Here is a 19,448-nt window from a genome sequence, read left to right as displayed (position 1 = left end):
AAGACCGCAGGTGGGCGCCGGTTGTCGGCGGCGTGGGCGAGACTTGGCCCGTGGCACGCACTGACGAGGACAACGAGCCGCTGACCCGCGATGCGGCACCGACCGGCACGACACCGCCCGAGCGACCTCCGGCCCCCGGCGTCGTCGCGGCGGCCGGCCGCATGCCGCGCTGGCTGCCGCGCGCGATGGTGCTCGCGCTCGCCCTGATCGCCGCGTTCCAGCTCGGCAGCTGGGCCTTCCACCAGCTCACCGGGCTGTTGATCAACATATTGATCGCGTTCTTCCTGGCCCTTGCGATCGAGCCCGCGGTGAGCCGGATGGCCGCCCGCGGCATGCGCCGGGGGCTCGCCACCTTCCTGGTCTTCCTGGGTTTGACGATCGTCGTCGCGGGATTCGTGACCCTGCTCGGATCCATGCTGGCCGGCCAGATCATCAAGATGGTCGAGGGGTTCCCGAACTACCTTGACTCGCTCATCAACTGGATCAATGAGACCTTCCACACGGAGCTGCGGCGCGTGGACGTCCAGGAGGGCCTGCTCCACTCCGACTGGCTGCGCAAGTACGCGCAGAACAGCGCCGCCGGCGTCCTCGACGTGTCCGCGCAGGTGCTGGGCGGGCTGTTCCAGCTGCTGACGGTGGGACTGTTCTCGTTCTACTTCGCCGCCGACGGCCCCCGGCTGCGCCGCGCCCTGTGTTCCGTCCTGCCGCCGGCACGCCAGGCCGAGGTGCTGCGGGCCTGGGAGATCGCCGTCGACAAGACGGGCGGCTACCTGTACTCGCGCGGCCTGATGGCACTCATCTCCGGCATCGCCCACTACATCCTGCTCCAGGCCCTCGGCGTGCCGTACGCGCCCGTGCTCGGTGTCTGGGTGGGCCTGGTCTCGCAGTTCATCCCCACCATCGGCACGTACCTCGCGGGAGCGCTGCCGATGCTGATCGCGTTCACCGTCAATCCCTGGTACGCGGTGTGGGTGCTGGTCTTCGTCGTGGTCTACCAGCAGTTCGAGAACTACATGCTCCAGCCCAAGCTGACCGCCAGGACGGTCGACATCCACCCGGCGGTCGCCTTCGGCTCGGTCATCGCGGGCACCGCGCTGCTGGGCGCCGTCGGCGCGCTGATCGCCATCCCGGCGGTGGCCACCCTGCAGGCCTTCCTGGGGGCGTACGTGAAGCGCTACGCGGTCACGGACGATCCCAGGGTGCACGGGCACCGGAGCCGGGGCCCGGGTGGTCCCGGGGTGCTGGCGCGCATACGGCGGCCGCGCGCCGGCCGGCCCGAGCCGGAGCAGTCGTCCTAGCGCGCCGAAGAAGGAGTCACGGGCGGCGTGTGGTGCGCTTGACACCAAAATCGAACATCCATTCTCATGGAGGCTCAGGCAAGGCTCCAGGGAGAAGATTTCGTCCCGTTTTGAGGGAGGAAGTCCCTCGGTTATCCACAGGCTGGGCCTGCGTCGGGGCGCATTGTCAGTGGCAGGCGTTAGCGTCTTTGACGTGAAGCGATCGACTCAAGCAAACCGGGTGGAACCCATGGCAGGAACCGACCGCGAGAAGGCGCTCGACGCCGCGCTCGCACAGATTGAACGGCAATTCGGCAAGGGCGCGGTCATGCGCATGGGCGAGCGGTCGAAGGAGCCCATCGAGGTCATCCCGACCGGGTCGACCGCACTCGACGTCGCCCTCGGCGTCGGCGGCCTGCCGCGCGGCCGTGTCGTCGAGATCTACGGCCCGGAGTCCTCCGGTAAGACGACCCTGACCCTGCACGCCGTGGCCAACGCCCAGAAGGCCGGCGGCCAGGTCGCCTTCGTGGACGCGGAGCACGCCCTCGACCCCGAGTACGCGCGCAAGCTCGGCGTCGACATCGACAACCTGATCCTGTCCCAGCCCGACAACGGCGAGCAGGCCCTGGAGATCGTGGACATGCTCGTCCGCTCCGGCGCCCTCGACCTCATCGTCATCGACTCCGTCGCCGCGCTCGTCCCGCGCGCGGAGATCGAGGGCGAGATGGGCGACAGCCACGTCGGTCTCCAGGCCCGGCTGATGAGCCAGGCCCTGCGGAAGATCACCAGCGCGCTCAACCAGTCCAAGACCACCGCGATCTTCATCAACCAGCTCCGCGAGAAGATCGGCGTGATGTTCGGCTCCCCGGAGACCACGACCGGTGGCCGCGCCCTGAAGTTCTACGCCTCGGTGCGCATCGACATCCGCCGCATCGAGACCCTGAAGGACGGCACGGAGGCGGTCGGCAACCGCACCCGCTGCAAGGTCGTCAAGAACAAGGTCGCCCCGCCCTTCAAGCAGGCCGAGTTCGACATCCTCTACGGCCAGGGCATCAGCCGCGAGGGCGGCCTGATCGACATGGGCGTGGAGCACGGCTTCGTCCGCAAGGCCGGCGCCTGGTACACGTACGAGGGCGACCAGCTCGGCCAGGGCAAGGAGAACGCGCGCAACTTCCTCAAGGACAACCCCGACCTGGCCAACGAGATCGAGAAGAAGATCAAGGAGAAGCTGGGCGTCGGTGTCCGGCCGGAGGAGCCCGTCGCCGAGCCGGGCGCGGACGCGGCGGTCAGCACCACGGCCGCCGACGACGCCAAGACGGTGTCCGCCCCGGCAGCCGCCAAGGCCACCAAGCCCAAGGCCGCCGCAGCCAAGAGCTGACCCGTGACAAGGCGAACCGACTGGGCCGAGTACGAGTACGCCACCCGCGGTGCGCGGCGGGGGAGGGGCACCGGGGGGCACCCGGACCCCGCCCAGGGCGGCGACGACGGATACCCGCACGACGGTGACGACGGGTCCGCCGAGTACCGCGGAACCGGGGGCTACGCGGACGACGGCGGCATCCACCCGGACGACGTGGGCGACGAACCGTACAGAGGTGGCTCGCCCGGCCGGGGCTCCCGCAGCGGTGTCGCCGCTCGGGGCGGCCGAGGGCGTGGCCGGCGGCGGCGCGGCTTCGGAGACGCGCCCGGTGAGGACGAAGGCGCCCCTTCCTCGTCGAGGGCCGAGCGGGGGGAGTCTTCAGGGGACCCGGCTGAGCGGGCACGGGCGATCTGTCTGCGCCTGCTCACCGGGACCCCGCGCACTCGCAAGCAGCTCGCGGACGCCCTGCGCAAGCGGGAGATCCCGGAGGACGTGGTCGAGGAGGTGCTGTCGCGGTTCGAAGAGGTCGGCCTCATCGACGACAGCGCGTTCGCGGACGCCTGGGTGGAGTCCCGGCACCACGGCCGGGGACTCGCGCGCCGGGCACTCGCCCAGGAGCTGCGCACCAAAGGGGTCGACCCGTCGCTGATCGACGAGGCCGTCTCCCAGCTCGACTCCGAGCAGGAGGAGGCGACCGCCCGCGAACTCGTGGCCCGCAAACTGCGCGCCACCCGTGGCCTCGACCGTGACAAACGGCTCCGCCGCCTCGCCGGGATGCTCGCCCGCAAGGGCTACCCCGAGGGCATGGCCCTCCGCGTCGTCCGCCGGGCCCTGGAGGAAGAGGGGGAGGACACGGAGTTCCTCGAAGAAGGGGACTTCTGAGTCTTCGGAGCGGGGAAGGACGCCGGGAGCCCCCGGACGGGCTACGGCCGCTGGGGGGTTAACCCCCGTCGAAGACGCCGGGCCGCCGCAGTGCTCTGCCGGCCACACGCGGGCGAGTCTGTACGCACGCTCCGGGACATGGCACGCCCCACGCCGAGTCCGAGCGCTACGACTCAGCCGACGCGTACACCAGGGGAGAGCCTGCCCGATGATGCTGCGATACGCCCTCAAGACGGTCCGCGCCCGGAAGGTGGGTTTCCTCGGCGCCTTCCTCGCGCTGATGTGCGCGGCCGCTCTGATCACCGCCTGCGGCACGCTCCTCGACACCGGCCTGCGCGGCACCATCCGCACCGAGCGCTATGCCGCAGCTCCCGTCGTGGTCTCCGGCGACCAGTACGTCCACCAGACCACCATCAGACACAAAAAGGGCAAGACCAAGGTCAAGCACAAGGCGAAACCCATCGCCGAACGAGCCTGGCTCTCCGCGGGGCTGGGTTCCAGGCTCACCCACGTCCCCGGCGTGGCCCGGGTCGTGCCCGAACTCACCTTCCTCGCCCAGCCGTCGAGCCCGGCCGGCACCGGCGGTCGCACCGCCTACGGACACGCCTGGGACTCCGCTGCGCTGACGCCGTACCGGCTCACCGCCGGGACCGCCCCGAGGTCCGACGGCGACCTGGTCATCGACAACGACCTCGCCGCTCGCGCCCGGCTGCGACCCGGTGACCGGCTCGCCGTGCAGTCCACCCAGGCACCGCGCACCTATCGCATCACCGGTATCGCCGCACCGGCCACCGCCGTACGCCACCAGACGTCCCTCTTCTTCTCCGCCGCCGAGGCCCGCCGGCTGGCCGCGCACCCGGGGCAGGTCAGCGCGTACGGCGTGCTGCCGGCCAAGGGCACGGACCCAGAGCAGGTGCGGAACGCCGTGAAGCAGGCGCTGCACGGGACCACCGCCCAGGTCAGCACGGGAGCCGCCCGCGGGCCCGTCGAGTTCCTGGACGCGGCCGCCGCCCGCACCCGGCTGATCAGCATGGGCGGTGCCATGGGTGGAACCTCGCTGCTGGTGGCGGTCCTGGTCGTCGTCGGCACGTTCGCGCTCACCGTGCAGCAGCGCCAACGCGAGCTGGCCCTGCTCCGTGCCATCGCCGCCGAGCCCGGGCAGATCCGCAAGCTGCTCGGCCGGGAGGCGCTGATCGTCGGCGCTGCGGCGGGCAGCGTGGGCGCGTTGCTCGGACTGCCGTTGGGCGGCTGGCTGTACTCGAGGTTCGTCGCCCTGGGCGCCGTACCCGCCACGCTCGAGCGCACCGTCGGTGTCTTCCCGCCGCTCGCTGCCCTCGCCGCCACCCTGCTCGGCGCCTGGGCGGCGGCCCGGATCGCCTCCCGCAGGGTCGCCCGGATCCGTCCGACGGAGGCCCTGGCCGAGGCCAGGGCAGAGCGGACCCGTCCGGCCTGGGGACGGCTGGTCGCCGGACTGCTGGTGCTCGCCGGTGGAGTCGTCCTGGTCGTCGTCCTGGCCTCCCTGCGAACCGAGCCCGCCTCGACTCCCGTGACCTTCCTCGCCGTCGTCGTCCTGTCCACCTCCGTCGCCCTGCTCGGTCCCCTGCTGGTCAAGGCGGCCGCGCTGCTGCTCGCCGGCCCGCTGCGGCTCACCGGTCACGGCGGCCGCCTCGCCACCGCGAACCTGCGTGGCAACGCCGCCCGTATGGCCTCTGTGGTCACCCCGCTCACCCTGCTCATCGGCATGACGTGCACCGTCCTGTTCGTCCAGTCGACCCTCGGCGACGCCGCCCGCAGCCAGATGCGGGACGGTGTCCGGGCCGACTGGGTCGTCGCCGCGCAGGGGCCCGGCGTGCCCGCACAGGCAGCACAGCGGCTGCGTGCACGGCACGACACCGTCACCGAAGTGGTCCGTACGACCGTCCGTGTCGGCCTCGACAAGTACCCCGCGCAGGGTGTCACCCCGGCAGGCCTGACCCGCACCTGGGACCCGCAGGTCACCGCCGGCTCCCTCGACCGGCTCGGTCCCCGTGCGGTCGCCGTCAGCCGACTGGCTGCGGACGAGCATCACTTGAAGCCCGGCAGCACCTTGAAGCTCACCCTTGGCGACGGCACGCCCGCCACGCTCACCGTCGCCGCCGTCTACGCCCGCGGTCTCGGCTTCGGTGACTTCACCTTCGCCCACGACCTCGTCGCCCGCCACGTCGACAACCCGCTCGCCTCCTCCGTCCTCGTCAGCACGAGCCGTACACAGACACAACTCGCGACTACCCTCCGTGAGTTCCCGTGGCTACGGGTTCTTTCGCCGGCCGATGCCGACGCCCTGCAGGCCGACCGGCAGCAGACGAACGCCGAGGTCAACTACCTCGCCATGGGCTTGGTGCTGGCCTTCACCGCCATCGCCGTGGTCAACACGCTCGCAATGTCGGTCGCGGAGCGTGTCCGTGAGTTCGCCCTGCTCCGCCTCGCCGGCGCGACCCGCCGTCAGGTGCTGCGCATGCTGCGCACAGAGGTGCTGTCCGTGCTGTTCCTCGCCACCTCGCTCGGCAGCGGCATCACGCTCGCGGTACTCACCGCGTTCAGCGTCGGGATGACGGGCCGGGCGGCGCCCTCGGTCACACCGTTGCTCTACGGGACCGTCGTCGGGGTCGCGGGCCTCCTCGCGCTCGCGGCCAGTGCGCTTCCCGGACGGATGGCGCTTCGGGTCCGGGCGGTGACCGTGGCCACCGCGAGGGAGTAGCCAAGAGGCGGAGGCCAAGAGGCGGAGGCCAAGAGGCGGAGAAGCCAAGCAGAGAAGCCAAGCAGAGAAGCCAAGAAAGCAGGGGCCAGGAGGCAGAGGCCACGAGGGAGGAGCCGCGAGGTGGTGGAGCGGATGAACCCCCGTGCGGGATGCGGGGGTTCGTCACGGCTTATCGCGCCGGGCCCTTCGGCACGTCTGCCGGCTCACGGTGCGACCGGAAGGCCTTCCGCCCGCCACGCCTGGAAGCCGCCCACGAGGTCGGTCGCCCGGTGCAGCCCCAGTCGGTGGAGGGAGGCGGCGGCGAGGCTGGACGCGTAGCCCTCGTTGCAGATCACCACGACCCGCAGGTCGTGGCCGGTGGCCTCGGGGACCCGGTGGCTTCCCTGCGGATCGAGGCGCCACTCCAGTTCGTTGCGCTCGACGACGAGCGCACCGGGGATCAGGCCGTCCCGCTCACGCAGGGCCGCGTACCGGATGTCGACCAGCAGCGCCTCGCCGGTCTGCGCCGCCCGGTGCGCCTCCGGTGCCTCGATGCGCTGGTAGCCGGCGCGCACCTGTTCCAACAACTCGTCGATACCAACCGGACGTTCACCCACGCCTGTCACCACTCCCGTGCCGCTCGCCGTCTCTCGCCCGCGCCGTCCCTCACTCTCACCCGGACGCGAACCGCGGGCTCCGTCCGCACTGCTGTTCACCGCCGTCACGTTACTGCCCGCCGGTATCCCGGCCGGAGCGCGGCTCGCCGTTTGCAGGGCAGCGCCCGTCGGCCTGTCGCCCGGAGCGCCACCGGCCGTCCCCGCGGCAACAGCCGACGGCCTCTCGGCCCGGCCCCCGTGCGCCGTCACCACCTCACCACCACCGCCAGCTCCTCCGCCGTGCCGCACACGGCCAATCTCGGCGCCGCTCGACCTCCCGCCAGTCCTCGGTACCGTTTCACGCCCCGCCAGTCCCCGTGCCGCTCTGTTCACTGCCAGGCCCCGTGCCGTTCCGTTCACTGCCAGGCCCCGTGCCGTTCCGTTCACTGCCAGGCCCTGTGCCGCTCCGTTCACTGCCAGTCCTCCGGGCGTTCGACCTGCTCGAGGCGGAGTACCTGGCCTGTGCGGCTGTAGCGGCGGATGCGGGGCAGGGGCGGGTAGTAGGCGTGCACGGAGACCGCGTGCTGCTGGTGCGAGTCGTTGAGCACCTCGTGGACGTGGTGACGGCCGAAGGAGCGGCCCTCGCCGGCGGGCAGCCGGCGTTCGCGGTCCACGCCCTCGGCGAGTTCCAGGGTCTTCCAGCCGTCGGTCGGCAGCCGGGCGATGAGCGAGTTCTCCTTGAGTTCGCCGGAGACCGTGAGGAACGCGCCGACCGAGTCGGCGTGGTCGTGCCAGCCGGTACCGGTTCCGGGCGGCCAGCCGATCAGCCACGCTTCACTGCCGCGTGGCCCTTTCAGCCGCACCCAGGTGCGGCCCTCCGGGTCGAGCGGAAGGGAGGCGATCAGTTCGGCGTCGGCGGCGGTGCGCCGCACGAATTCGAGGAGGTCCGCCTGGCTGGGCGCCGAGCCGAGGGCAGGGGACACGGAAGCGGGGGAGACAGACACGAGCACCGTCCTGAAGAGCGTTCGCGGAAACGGGCGCACTGCGGCGCCCGGAAGAAAGGGGGGTGCGAATTCAGCAGGACGGACGACACACGCAGCCCGCGTAGCGGACGAGGTCCATGTGGACCCTCCGCCACAGGCGCACGCAGGTGTCGGTCATGGTCCGGAGTACAGCATGCCGGTGTACCCCGGTCAACTCACTGTCACGATGCGGACAGAAGGTGACGGATCCCTCGTCCACGAGGCCGTCCCTCGGGTCAGCGGGCGCCGGAGGCCGCCTGTGCCTCCTCCCTGGCCGCGCCGCCGCCCACCGCCGCCTCGGCCGCCGTGTACAGGTCGGCCGGCCGCACCCCGCTCAGTGCGGTGACCAGATGGCCGTCGGGGCGCACGAGCAGCACACTGTGCGCCGGCGCACCCGGGTAGCTCTCGGCGACCAGCAGTTCGGCCCGGTACGGCAGCGCGGTCACGGCCGCCGCCAGCCGGGGCATGACCCCGGCGGACATCCAGTGCCTGCGGTCCCACACCCCCGTGCCCGGCGCGATCAGCAGGACGAGCAGAGCGCCGCGGCCGAGCCGGTCGCGCAGTTGCACGAAGGAACCATCCTCCGCGGTGACCCGCACGTCGGTGACCGGTGCGCCGGGTGGCGTACCGATCGCGATCCCGCCCTCCAGATCCCCGGGTGCGAGCGGGGATCCGGCGTACGACCCCGGCGCACCCAGCGGTCCGCGCCCCAGGTGGCCGTCCGTGACGAGTGCGTCATGGCCCCGCGTCGCGCGCGGGACGATGTGGCGCAGGCCGCCTGCCCCACGCAGCACCGGCAGTACCTGGTCCGCGGCGCGCAGCCGGGCGGCGACCACCGCCCGCCGCTCGGACTGGTAGCTGTCCAGCAGCGCCTCGTGCGGGCCGTGGTGCCAGACCGCGGCCAGCTTCCAGGCGAGGTTGTCGGCGTCCCTGAGGCCCTCGTCCAGCCCCTGGGTGCCGAGCACGCCGAGCAGATGGGCCGCGTCCCCGGCGAGGAAGACCCGCCCGGCGCGCCACCTGCGGGCCAGCCGGTGGTGCACCGTGTGGACACCGGTGTCGAGGAGGTCGTAGGCCGGTGTGGAGCCGTCGGTCCAGCCCGCGAGCGTCTCGCGGATGCGAGCCACCAGGATCTCGGGTGTGACCAGGTCCTTCCCCGGGGGCAGCAGCCAGTCCAGGCGCCACACGCCGTCCGGGAGGGGGCGGGCGGTCACCTCCCCGGCCGAGGGCCCGGACTGCCGCCACGGCGGCATCCGATGGAGCAACGCCCGACCCGACCACGGAAGTTCCGTGCGCAGCGCGGCGACCGCGTGCCGCTCCACCGCCGTGCGGCCCGGGAAGCGGATGTCCTGCAGCTTGCGCACGGTGGAGCGCGGTCCGTCGCAGCCGACCAGATAACTGCCGCGCCACCAGGTGCCGTTCGGGCCGCGGGTGTGCGCGGTGACGCCGGAACGCTCCTGCTCGATCGCGTCCAGGCGGCTGTCCACGGCCACCTTCACCAACGGCTCGTCGGCGAGGGCCGCGCGCAGGGCGCCCGTGACCACGTGCTGGGCGATGTGCAGCGGAGCGGCGGGATCCGCCTCGTCGAAGGTGACCTCGCTCATCACCTGCCTGCGCCTGAGAGACCGCCATCCGGCCCAGCGCACGCCCTGTTCACCGAGTACCGCTCCGGTCAGCCGCTCCAGCAGGGCGGCCGTGTCCTCGCGCAGGACGACGGTGCGCGCGGGGCGCGGCTCGTCCTTGCCGGGGCCCTCGTCCAGGACGACGGACGGCACCTCCTGGCGGGCCAGGGCCAAGGCGAGCGACAGCCCGACCGGCCCCGCTCCGACGATGATCACCGGGTCCATGACGCGGCGCCCCCTGCCCGTGACGATGCCCTGACGGAGACAAGTGAACAGGAAGGGGGAGCGGGGTGCACGATCACACAACGTATGCAACCCATTGGCAGAGTTTGCGTCAAGCGACCGGAGGCAGTGGCGATCATGCCACTGCCTCCAGGAGCCGTATGGGTGACGGCCGAGGTGTCAGGCGGCGGTTCCGGCCCCGAAGCCGCCGTTCACCGCGGCCGGGTTGAGCTCCTCCGTGTCCTCCGCGGCAAGTACGGCACCGGTGCTGCGCTTGCTGCGCCTGAGCCGGCCCTCCAGCCAGCTCGCGAAGGACGTCAGGGCGAAGTTGAGCACGATGTAGATCGCCGCCACGACGATGAAGCTGGCGATGACGTCGGCGTAGTTGGCCGCGAGCGTGCCGCGTTCGCTGAGCAGTTCGGCGTAGCCGATCATCACACCGCCGAGCGCCGTGTCCTTCACGATGACCACCAGCTGGCTGACGATGGCCGGCAGCATCGCGGTGACCGCCTGCGGGAGCAGGATGCCGGTCATCGTCTGGCCCTTGCGCAGTCCGATCGCGTACGCCGCCTCCGTCTGGCCCTTGGGCAGGGCCAGGATGCCGGCCCGGACGACCTCCGCGAGCACCGATGCGTTGTAGAGCACCAGACCCGTGACCACCGCGTACAGGGGCCGGTCGTCGCTGGTGACCTGCGTGTAGCGGTTGTAGAACTCGTTGGCGAACAGCATCAGCAGCAGCACCGGGATGGCCCGGAAGAACTCGACCACCACACCCGCCACGACGCGTACCCAGCGGTGGTCCGAGAGGCGGGCGATGCCGAAGACGGCACCGAGCGGAAGGGCGATGACCATGGCCAGCGCCGCCGCCTTCAGGGTGTTCACCAGGCCCGGCAGCAGGTATGTGGTCCAGGCCTCGGACGTGGTGAACGGCTGCCACAGCGCCCACTTCAGCTGCTGCTTGTCGTCCATCGTCCGCCAGACCCACCAGACGAGCGCGGCCAGCAGGACGAGGAAGACGACGGAGAGGAGCGCGTTGCGCCGCTTGGCGCGGGGGCCGGGAGTGTCGTAGAGGACGGAGCTCACCGCTTCACCGCCAGTCGCTTGCCGAGCCGGCCCAGGAGCAGGCCGACGGGCAGGGTCAGGATCACGAACCCGAGGGCGAAGACGGCACCGATGGCCAGGGTCTGTGCCTCGTTCTCGATCATGGTCTTCATCAGGGTCGCGGCCTCGGCCACACCGATGGCGGCCGCGACGGTGGTGTTCTTCGTCAGGGCGATCATGACGTTGGCCAGCGGATTGATGACCGAGCGGAACGCCTGGGGGAGCACGATCAGACGCAGGGTCTGACTGAAGTTCAGTCCGATCGCCCGGGCGGCCTCGGCCTGGCCGAGCGGGACGGTGTTGATGCCGGAGCGGATCGCCTCGCAGACGAACGCGGCCGTGTAGGCGGTGAGACCGAGGACGGCGAGACGGAAGCCCTGGACCTTGAAGTCGGAGGCGCCCATCGTCACGCGGAAGATGTCGGCGAGACCGAGCGAGGAGAACAGGATGATGATCGTCAGCGGGATGTTGCGGACGATGTTCACGTAGAGGGTGCCGAACCCGCGCATGAGCGGGACCGGGCTGACCCGCATCGCGGCCAGCAGGGTGCCCCAGACCAGGGAGCCGACCGCGGAGAGGACGGTGAGTTTCACCGTCATCCAGAACGCCCCTAGGACGTCGTAGTCATGAAGAAAGTCGAACACGATCTCCCGCGCTTCCGGGTGTGTGGCGTACGTGGAGGGCGGGGCGCGCCGCCGGAAAAGCGGCGGCGGCGCGCCTCGGGGACCCTGCGTCACCCGCCGGAGTCAGCGCCGGCGGAGTTCCGCGTTACTTGACGATCTGGCCGATCTTCGGCGCGGGCTCGTTCTTGTAGTCGGCCGGACCGAAGTTCTTCTTCACGGCGGCCTCCCAGGAGCCGTCGCCGACCATCTTCTCGAGCGCCTTGTTGATCTTGTCGAGGGTCGCGGAGTCGCCCTTCTTGACGCCGATGCCGTAGTTCTCGTTGCTCAGCTTCAGACCGGCGAGCTTGAACTGGCCCTTGTACTTGTCCTGCGCGGCGTAGCCCGCGAGGATCGAGTCGTCGGTGGTCACCGCGTCCACGGCACCGCTCTGCAGGCTCGCGATGCACTCCGAGTAGGAGCTGAGCTCCTTCAGGTTGGCCTTCGGGGCGATCGTCTTCTGGATGTTCTGCGCCGACGTGGAGCCGGTCACGGAGCAGAGGCTCTTGCCGTTGAGGTCCTTGGCCTGGAGGATCTTCGAGTCTTTCCTGAGCAGCAGGTCCTGGTGGGCCAGCAGGTACGGACCGGCGAAGTCGACCTTCTGCTTGCGCTCGTCGGTGATCGAGTAGGTGGCGGCGATGAACTTCACGTCGCCGCGCTGCAGCGCGTTCTCACGGTCGGCGCTCTTGGTCTCGACCCACTGGATCTCGTCCGGCTTGTAGCCGAGCTGCTTGGCGACATACGTGGCCACGTCCACGTCGAAGCCCGAGTAGGAGCCGTCGGGCGTCTTCAGGCCCAGACCCGGCTGGTCGAACTTGATACCGATCTTGATCTTCTTGCCGCCGCCGCCCGAGCCGCTGTCCGAGTTGTTGCCGCCGCACGCCGTGGCACCCACCGTCAGAGCGAGTACGGCGGCCGAGGCGGCGGTGACCTTGCGGAGCTTCATGGTGAACATCCTTTGGGTGGTGAGAAAAGAGGTCCGTTGGAAAAGGCGACCCAGGGCGCGGGGCGGGGCCGCACCGTCAGTGGTGCAGGATCTTGGACAGGAAGTCCTTGGCCCGGTCGCTGCGCGGATTGCTGAAGAACTGTTCGGGCGCAGCCTCTTCGACGATCCGGCCGTCGGCCATGAAGACCACTCGGTTTGCAGCCGATCGTGCGAAGCCCATCTCGTGGGTGACGACGACCATCGTCATGCCCTCACGGGCGAGCTGCTGCATGACCTCGAGGACCTCGTTGATCATCTCGGGGTCGAGGGCGGAGGTCGGCTCGTCGAAGAGCATGACCTTCGGGCCCATCGCCAGCGCCCGCGCGATGGCCACGCGCTGCTGCTGGCCGCCGGAGAGCTGGGCCGGGTACTTGTCGGCCTGGGTGCCCACGCCGACCCGGTCGAGCAGGGAGCGGGCCTTCTCCTCGGCCTGCTTCCGGTCCGCCTTGCGGACCTTGAGCTGACCCAGGGTCACGTTCTCGAGCACGGTCTTGTGCGCGAAGAGGTTGAAGGACTGGAAGACCATTCCGACGTCCGCCCGCAGCCGGGCCAGCTCCTTGCCCTCCTGGGGCAGGGGCTTTCCGTCGATCGTGATCGTGCCCGAGTCGATCGTCTCCAGGCGGTTGATCGTGCGGCACAGCGTCGACTTCCCGGACCCGGAGGGCCCGATGACCACGACGACCTCGCCGCGGGCGATCGTCAGGTCGATGTCCTGGAGCACATGCAACGCGCCGAAGTGCTTGTTGACGCTCTTCAGGACGACCAGTTCGTCGGACGTGACCATGTCTTCCTTGGCCACCGATACATTGGTCATCGCTCTCGGGCTCCGTCCTCCTCGGTTTCGCAGGACAGTAGTGAGCGGCTGTGACCTGCGTCATCACATCTGAGGGAGATCTGAGCATCACGATCCGATAGCGGACGGACACGTGTCGTAGCACGAGCCGCGCAGGAGCGTATCGGCCGGATAACGGAAGCGACGGGCAACCGGAACCCTCTTGACGCCGTCCTTATCAATCGGCGTCACTGCCATGGTGCACGCGCGCGTGAGCCGGCCGACGCACGAGAACCCAGACCGTACGACCGCTGAACCGGAGGGGGCCGGGATGAGACTGCTGCTCGTCGAGGACGACAACCATGTCGCCGCGGCCCTGTCCGCCGTGCTCGCGCGGCACGGCTTCGACGTCACCCACGCGCGCAGCGGCGAGGAGGCCCTGCAGGCCCTCGTCCCGGAGGGCAACGGTTTCGGCGTGGTCCTGCTCGACCTCGGCCTGCCCGACCAGGACGGCTACGAGGTCTGCGGCAAGATCCGCAAACGCACCAGCACGCCGGTGATCATGGTCACCGCGCGCTCCGACGTCCGCTCCCGCATCCACGGGCTCAACCTCGGTGCCGACGACTACGTGGTGAAGCCGTACGACACCGGGGAACTGCTCGCCCGCATCCACGCGGTCAGCCGGCGCACCGTCCACGAGGACCCGGGCCCCGGTGGTGACAGCTCCCTGCGCCTCGGTCCCGTCCGCATCGAACTGCCCACCCGGCGGGTCACCGTGGACGGTTCGGTTGTCCAACTGACCCGCAAGGAGTTCGATCTGCTCGCCCTTCTCGCCCAGCGCCCCGGCGTGGTCTTCCGCCGGGAGCAGATCATCAGCGAGGTCTGGCGCACCAGTTGGGAGGGCACCGGCCGCACGCTGGAGGTGCACGTCGCCTCCCTGCGCGCCAAGCTGCGCATGCCCGCGCTGATCGAGACCGTACGCGGCGTCGGCTACCGGCTCGTCGCCCCGGCCGTCTAGCGGGGACGGGTGCGCGCACGTCTGCTGCCGCTGCTCATCGTCCTGCTGGCGGCCGTCCTCCTCGCCCTCGGACTTCCGCTCGCCATCAGCGTGGCCGCCGCGCAGCAGCAGAAGGTCGTCGTCGACCGCATCGACGACACGGCACGCTTCGCGGCGCTCGCCCAGTTCGTCACGGAGGTCCCGGGCGGATCCCGCCGCACCGACACCGACGACCGCCTGGAGTCCCTGCGCAGCGAACTGGCCAGCTACTACGGTGTCTACGGCATCCGCGCGGGCGTCTTCTACCGCAACGGCTCGGCCATGGCCAACGCCCCGGACGACTGGTTCGTACCGCGGACGGGGGAGGTGCGCGACGCCTTCGACGAGGCACTGCTCAGCCGGCGCAGCCACGACCCCAAGCAGGTCTGGCCCTGGCAGCACAGCCGGCTGGTCGTCGCCTCGCCGGTGATCCGGGACGGGGACGTCGTGGCGGTCGTGGTCACCGACTCTCCCACCGGGCAGATGCGTTCGCGGACCCTGCGCGGCTGGCTGCTCATAGGGGCTGGTGAGAGTGCGGCGATGCTGCTCGCCGTCGGCGCGGCGCTGCGGCTGACCGGCTGGGTGCTCAAGCCGGTACGGATCCTGGACGCCACCACCCACGACATCGCCACCGGGCGGCTGAAGTCGCGGGTCGCGGTCGCCGGCGGGCCGCCGGAACTCAGACGGCTGGCCCGTTCGTTCAATGAAATGGCGGACAACGTCGAAGATGTGCTGGAGCAGCAGCGCGCCTTCGTCGCGGACGCCTCGCACCAGCTGCGCAACCCGCTCTCCGCGCTGCTGCTGCGCATCGAACTGCTCGCCCTCGAACTCCCCGAGGGCAACGAGGAGATCGCCTCGGTCCGCACCGAGGGCAAGCGCCTCGCCCAGGTCCTGGACGACCTGCTCGACCTGGCGCTGGCCGAGCACGCCGACGCGGACCTGCGGCTGACCGACGTCGGCGCGCTCGCCGAGGAGCGGGTCGCCGCCTGGGCTGCGGCCGCCGGCACCAAGGGTGTCCGGCTGACGGGGGACTGTCCGCCCACGACCGCCTGGGCGGACCCGATCACCCTGTCCAGCGCCCTGGACGCGGTGATCGACAACGCGGTCAAGTTCAGCCCCGAGGGCGGCACGGTGGAGGTCGTCGTCACGGCCGACGGCGACACCTGCACGGTCGTCGTCACCGACACCGGGCCCGGCCTCACCGAGGAGGAACTCACGCGCGTGGGCGACCGGTTCTGGCGCAGCGGCCGCCACCAGAACATCAAGGGCTCCGGCCTCGGCCTCTCCATCGTGCACGCGTTGCTCACGGCGGGGGGCGGCTCGATCGACTACGCCCACCACGAGCCGCGGGGCCTGCGGGTGACGGTGTCGGTGCCCAGACACGCGGAGCGCTGACGAGGAGCCGGGCCGGGTCAGTACACGGGGCTCGGGGACCGTTCGGTGGCGAGAGCGGTGGCGAGAGCGGGAGCGGGCTGGACCGGGCCGGCCGCCAGGGTGGGCTCGGCGCGGGGGCCGCTGCCGCCCGCGCTACGGCTTCACCGAGCGGTAATAGCGGCGGGCGCCCTCCTGCAGGGGCAGGGGGTCGGTGTAGACGGCGGTACGCAGGTCGACCAGTTGGGCGGAGTGGACGTGGGCGCCGATGCCGTCGCGGCTCTTGATGACCGTGCGGGTGACCCACTCGGCGAGCCGGGGGTCGATGTCCGTGCGGGTCATCAGGAGGTTGGAGACGGCGATCGTGGGGACCTCGTTGCCCTGTTGTACGGCCGGATAGGCCGACTCGGGGATGTTGGTGGCCCGGTAGTAGCGCGCCGCCTCGCCCTCGCTGTGCAGCTTGGCGACGAGCGCGCCCTCGATCGGCAGGAACTTGAAGGCCGACTTCCCCGCCAGCGCGGCCAGTCCCTTGGTGGGCAGACCACCGGACCAGAAGAAGGCGTCGATCTTCCGCTGCTCCAGCTGGCCGGGCCCGGTGTCGATGCCGTCCGCGACCGGCGTGATGTCCTTGCGCGGGTCGATGCCGGCGGCCTTGAGCACCCGGTCGGCTATGAGCCGCACACCGGAGTCGGGCAGCCCGGTCGCCACCCGCTTGTGCCGCAGATCCGCGATGCTCCTGATGTCCGAGTCGGTGCGCACGATGAGATGCACATAGTCGTCGTAGAGCCGGGCCACCCCGCGCAGCCGTCCGGCACCCCTGCCGTGGTCCAGCTCGTACGCCTCCACCGCGTCGGCCGCCGCGATGGTGAAGTCGGCCTTGCCGGTCGCCACCCGCTGCACGTTCTCCTGCGAACCAGCGCTGTTGAGCAACGTCACCTTCAGGTCGGGCATGTCCTTGGCGAATTCGGCGCGCAGCCGCTCGCCGTACTCCTGGTACACACCCCGGGGCGTGCCCGTACTGAAGACGATCGTCCCGCTCGGCGGCCTCTCACCCAGCGGCAGCAGCCACCACAGCAGCAGTCCGAGCACCACGGCACCGGCGGCCGTGGCCGGCAGCGCCCGGCGCCTGCCGATCAGGGGGAACGTCTTGGACATGCGGCGATCCTGCCAGGCCGGGTGCGGCACTGGCCAGGCCGAGACCACTCGGGCACCGACTGTGTGGGCGGGACGGGGCGGAAACACGAGAGGAAGGCGACCGGCACGCGTGGCAGACGGCGTGTGCGGACGAGGCCGGGCGTGTGCGCGGCGCGGTGTACGGGGCACAAGGGGGCTTGTGCGAGGAGCGGTGTGCGAGACGAGCCGGGGCGTGCGAGCGCGATGTGCGGGTCGCAGAGGACCTATGTGAGTGGCGGTGTGCGGATCGCTGGGGGCGTGTGCGCGACGCGGTGTGGGGGACGAGGCCGGGGCGAGTGCGAGTGCGAGCGCGGTGTGCGGATCGCTGGGGACGTGTCTGAGTCGCGGTGTGGGCGACGCAGAGGGCCTGCGCGTGGCCGGACGTGAGCGGGATTGCGGACCGCGGCGCTGTCGGTGCCGGCCGTTAGAGTCGTCGCATGAGCACTTCGCCCGCCGACCTCGTCCGAGAGTTCCACCGCGCCTTCGGCCTCGACGCCCGCAGTACGCCGACCGAGGTGGACCCCGAACTGGCGGCGCATCGCGGGGAGTTGCTCGCCGAGGAAGCCGCGGAGGTGACCGAGGTCGCGGTCCACGGCCCGCTGGACAGGCTCGCGCACGAACTGGCGGACGTGGTCTACGTGGCGTACGGCACGGCGCTCGTGCACGGCATCGATCTCGACCAGGTGATCGCCGAGATCCACCGCGCCAACATGAGCAAGCTCGGCCCGGACGGGCAGGTCGCCCGCCGGGCCGACGGCAAGGTCCTCAAGGGCGAGCACTACCGTGCCCCGGACGTGTCGTCCGTACTGCGCCGCCAGGGCTGGATACCCGCGGCGCAGTACGGTGTCACGGATCCGACCGCCTAGAGCGTGCCGCTCGTCAGCTTCCACTCGCGGTTCAGGGCGCCCAGCGGAATGCTCCGCTGGATGACCGGGGTACCGAAGACGGACAGCTGCAGCCGCAGGGCCCCGGAGAGGTCGACCCCGCCGTACACGGCCCAGGCGCCCTCGGCCTTCGCCCCGCCGCCGTGGGACGAGGCGGTGACGGCTCCGGAGGCCTCGCCGCGCAGATACGGGGCCAGGTCGGCGGTGACGCCGACGGTGCCGTAGAGGCCGACGGAGGCCTCGGCGCCGAGCGCCGTCTTCAGCTCGCCCGCGGTGGTGACCGAGGCGCGCACAGGTGTGCTCGTCATGTCCGAGGAGCTGACCGGGGTCCAGCCGGCCGGGCCGAAGGTGCCGCCCGCCTTGAAGTCGCCCTTGAGGTTCTGCTCCACGTCGACGGTGACCTGTCCGTCGCCGCTGATCTGGACGTAGGCGGTCAGGTCGAGGTCGACGACGACCGGGACGGGGCCGACCTGGAGGACGGGGTCGGCGTGCAGCTTGGCGAACGGGATGCGCAGCGGGGTGCCGGTGGCCGCGGCGGCCCGGCCCTTGACCGCCCAGCCGGACGTCCAGTCGCCGGACAGGCCGAGGTAGGCGGAGCCGGGCGGCGCGTCGGTACCGGCGCCGCCGTAGGCGAAGTCCACCTGGGGGGCGACCTGGACGAAGCCCGTCACGGACGCGGTGGCCGACGCCGGGGCGCCCTGGGGCGTCGGTATGCCGGCGCTCACGTCGAGCCGGAGACTGCCGAGCGGCACCCTCGCGCCCTCCGGGCCGGCGTGCGTGCCTCCGGTCTTGGCCCAGGAGACCTTCACACCGGGCAGCAGCTTGTCGACGACGAAGGACGAGGGGTCGACCGGCACCGCGCCCTTCGCCGTCTCGTCGCCGAGCAGCGCGTTGAGGGTGGCCGGTTCCGTCTGTACCTCGGTGCCGCCGTCGGTCTCGCCGATCACCTTGGTGATCTTTGCGAGCAGCCCGTCCGGTGCCCCGGGCGCGGGCGCGCTGGCGAGCACGTCGCCGACGGCGGCCTGGTGCGGGGCGCCGGAGGCGGAGGGGGACGACGAGGGGGAGAGGGACGGGGGCGACGAGGGGGAGGCCGTCGGTGCACCGGACGAACTCCCGTGGCGGGCGGGCCTGTCGGAGAGGACGGCCCGCCGGGTGTGGCGGTCGTACGAGCTGAGGGCGAGTGCCGTGCGGTGCGCCCGTCGGCCGGAACCAGTCGGCCCCGCCGTGGCGGTCGTGGTGGTCGCGGGAGCGGCGGCGACGGCGAGAGAGTGCTCCGTGCGGTCGACGGCGCCGTCGGCCTGCCGGCCGTGTCCGGAGGCCGCCGACGGCGTGGCAGGCGAGGCGTGGGCGGTGGGCGCGGTGGACGAGGAGCAGGCCGCGGTCAGGAGGAGCGTGGTAACGGCGAAGGCGGGCAGCAGGGCACGTCTGTGCCGCATGCGTCTGCGCATGGTCGGTCCTGTGTGGAGTGGGGGGTGGCGGAGAGGTACCGGACGAGCGTGCTACTTGGCAGTAGAACCGGTCGGTAACTCGAGACGGGCATGATCATGCCACGCTCCGCGCATGCTTTCCCCGCAATCCGGCCACATCTCAACGTGTCCTGGACCACGAGGAGTTCGCCTCACTCGAGGGTGAGGTCCGGCGGCCGGGGCGCGAGTCGGGCTCCGGGTCGGGCCCGGGGCCGGCCGCAGCCCGGAGGAGGGTGACGGCCGGTTCGTGCGGCGGGGGTGACGGCCGGACACGTGACGAGGGCGACGGCGAACGTGGCGGTGCGGC

General features: G+C 71.2%; 17 protein-coding genes. 7 read left to right on the top strand and 10 right to left on the bottom strand.

All coding sequences use genetic code 11. The annotated features are described in order from the left end of the window. Positions 1-50 precede the first annotated feature (50 nt). The 4 genes from ABZ919_RS37940 to ABZ919_RS37925 all read left to right on the top strand — a co-directional run bounded on the left by ABZ919_RS37940 (position 51) and on the right by ABZ919_RS37925 (position 6,256). The gene (locus ABZ919_RS37940; protein WP_361257705.1) at positions 51-1,298 is read left to right on the top strand and encodes an AI-2E family transporter; all 1,248 of its coding nucleotides are present in this window, start codon (positions 51-53) and stop codon (positions 1,296-1,298) included. A 229-nt stretch (positions 1,299-1,527) separates the two neighbouring features. Continuing rightward, positions 1,528-2,655, top strand: coding sequence for a recombinase RecA (gene recA, locus ABZ919_RS37935; RefSeq protein ID WP_361257702.1), 1,128 nt, complete (start codon positions 1,528-1,530; stop codon positions 2,653-2,655). A 3-nt stretch (positions 2,656-2,658) separates the two neighbouring features. Beyond that, complete coding sequence (gene recX / locus ABZ919_RS37930) at positions 2,659-3,519, top strand: recombination regulator RecX (RefSeq protein WP_361257698.1); 861 nt, start codon at positions 2,659-2,661, stop codon at positions 3,517-3,519. 208 nt (positions 3,520-3,727) lie between these two features. Then, on the top strand, positions 3,728-6,256 hold the full coding sequence (locus ABZ919_RS37925) for an ABC transporter permease (RefSeq protein ID WP_361257695.1): 2,529 nt from the start codon (positions 3,728-3,730) through the stop codon (positions 6,254-6,256). A 203-nt stretch (positions 6,257-6,459) separates the two neighbouring features. On the opposite strand, the gene ABZ919_RS37920 is transcribed toward ABZ919_RS37925, so the two are convergent. From ABZ919_RS37920 to ABZ919_RS37885, 8 genes are all read right to left on the bottom strand, one after another. Next, positions 6,460-6,861 carry a rhodanese-like domain-containing protein gene (locus ABZ919_RS37920; protein ID WP_361257692.1) on the bottom strand — a complete coding sequence of 134 codons (402 nt, stop codon included), beginning with the start codon at positions 6,859-6,861 and terminating at the stop codon, positions 6,460-6,462. 440 nt (positions 6,862-7,301) lie between these two features. Beyond that, a complete protein-coding gene (locus tag ABZ919_RS37915) occupies positions 7,302-7,835 on the bottom strand; it encodes a cysteine dioxygenase (RefSeq protein ID WP_361257689.1) in 534 nt (177 codons plus the stop codon). 70 nt (positions 7,836-7,905) lie between these two features. Continuing rightward, positions 7,906-7,992, bottom strand: a complete 87-nt coding sequence (locus ABZ919_RS37910) for a putative leader peptide (RefSeq protein ID WP_313960178.1) — start codon at positions 7,990-7,992, stop codon at positions 7,906-7,908. 97 nt (positions 7,993-8,089) lie between these two features. Continuing rightward, on the bottom strand, positions 8,090-9,697 hold the full coding sequence (locus ABZ919_RS37905; protein WP_361257686.1) for an FAD-dependent monooxygenase: 1,608 nt from the start codon (positions 9,695-9,697) through the stop codon (positions 8,090-8,092). Positions 9,698-9,874: 177 nt separating this feature from the next. Then, positions 9,875-10,777 carry an amino acid ABC transporter permease gene (locus ABZ919_RS37900; RefSeq protein WP_361257683.1) on the bottom strand — a complete coding sequence of 301 codons (903 nt, stop codon included), beginning with the start codon at positions 10,775-10,777 and terminating at the stop codon, positions 9,875-9,877. Beyond that, entirely contained in the window at positions 10,774-11,439 is a 666-nt protein-coding gene (locus ABZ919_RS37895; protein ID WP_361257680.1) for an amino acid ABC transporter permease, read from the bottom strand. Before ABZ919_RS37895 ends, ABZ919_RS37900 begins: the two co-directional genes overlap by 4 nt. A 124-nt stretch (positions 11,440-11,563) precedes the next feature. After that, entirely contained in the window at positions 11,564-12,400 is an 837-nt protein-coding gene (locus ABZ919_RS37890) for a glutamate ABC transporter substrate-binding protein (RefSeq protein WP_361257673.1), read from the bottom strand. A 76-nt stretch (positions 12,401-12,476) separates the two neighbouring features. Next, positions 12,477-13,253, bottom strand: coding sequence for an amino acid ABC transporter ATP-binding protein (locus tag ABZ919_RS37885; protein ID WP_361257670.1), 777 nt, complete (start codon positions 13,251-13,253; stop codon positions 12,477-12,479). 289 nt (positions 13,254-13,542) lie between these two features. Here ABZ919_RS37885 and ABZ919_RS37880 point away from each other — a divergent pair, with 289 nt between their 5' ends. After that, a complete protein-coding gene (locus ABZ919_RS37880) occupies positions 13,543-14,229 on the top strand; it encodes a response regulator transcription factor (protein WP_361257667.1) in 687 nt (228 codons plus the stop codon). A 9-nt stretch (positions 14,230-14,238) separates the two neighbouring features. Beyond that, on the top strand, positions 14,239-15,642 hold the full coding sequence (locus ABZ919_RS37875) for a HAMP domain-containing sensor histidine kinase (protein ID WP_361257664.1): 1,404 nt from the start codon (positions 14,239-14,241) through the stop codon (positions 15,640-15,642). Between the two features lie 132 nt (positions 15,643-15,774). Here the strand turns inward: ABZ919_RS37875 and ABZ919_RS37870 are convergent, their stop codons facing one another. Then, positions 15,775-16,773 (bottom strand): TAXI family TRAP transporter solute-binding subunit, encoded by a 999-nt coding sequence (locus ABZ919_RS37870; RefSeq protein WP_361257661.1) that lies wholly within the window; start codon positions 16,771-16,773, stop codon positions 15,775-15,777. Between the two features lie 455 nt (positions 16,774-17,228). On the opposite strand from ABZ919_RS37870, the gene ABZ919_RS37865 reads away from it, so the two are divergent. Then, positions 17,229-17,657: a MazG nucleotide pyrophosphohydrolase domain-containing protein gene (locus ABZ919_RS37865; protein WP_361257658.1), complete on the top strand. Its 429-nt coding sequence runs from the start codon at positions 17,229-17,231 to the stop codon at positions 17,655-17,657. Here the strand turns inward: ABZ919_RS37865 and ABZ919_RS37860 are convergent. After that, positions 17,654-19,123, bottom strand: coding sequence for a hypothetical protein (locus tag ABZ919_RS37860; protein ID WP_361257656.1), 1,470 nt, complete (start codon positions 19,121-19,123; stop codon positions 17,654-17,656). The genes ABZ919_RS37865 and ABZ919_RS37860 overlap by 4 nt on opposite strands. Positions 19,124-19,448 lie beyond the last annotated feature (325 nt).

The organism is Streptomyces sp. NPDC046759 (assembly GCF_040645475.1).
Taxonomy (GTDB): Bacteria; Actinomycetota; Actinomycetes; order Streptomycetales; family Streptomycetaceae; genus Streptomyces.
Note: the sequence above shows the minus strand (reverse complement) of the source record. Positions and strands in the feature narration are given on the sequence as shown.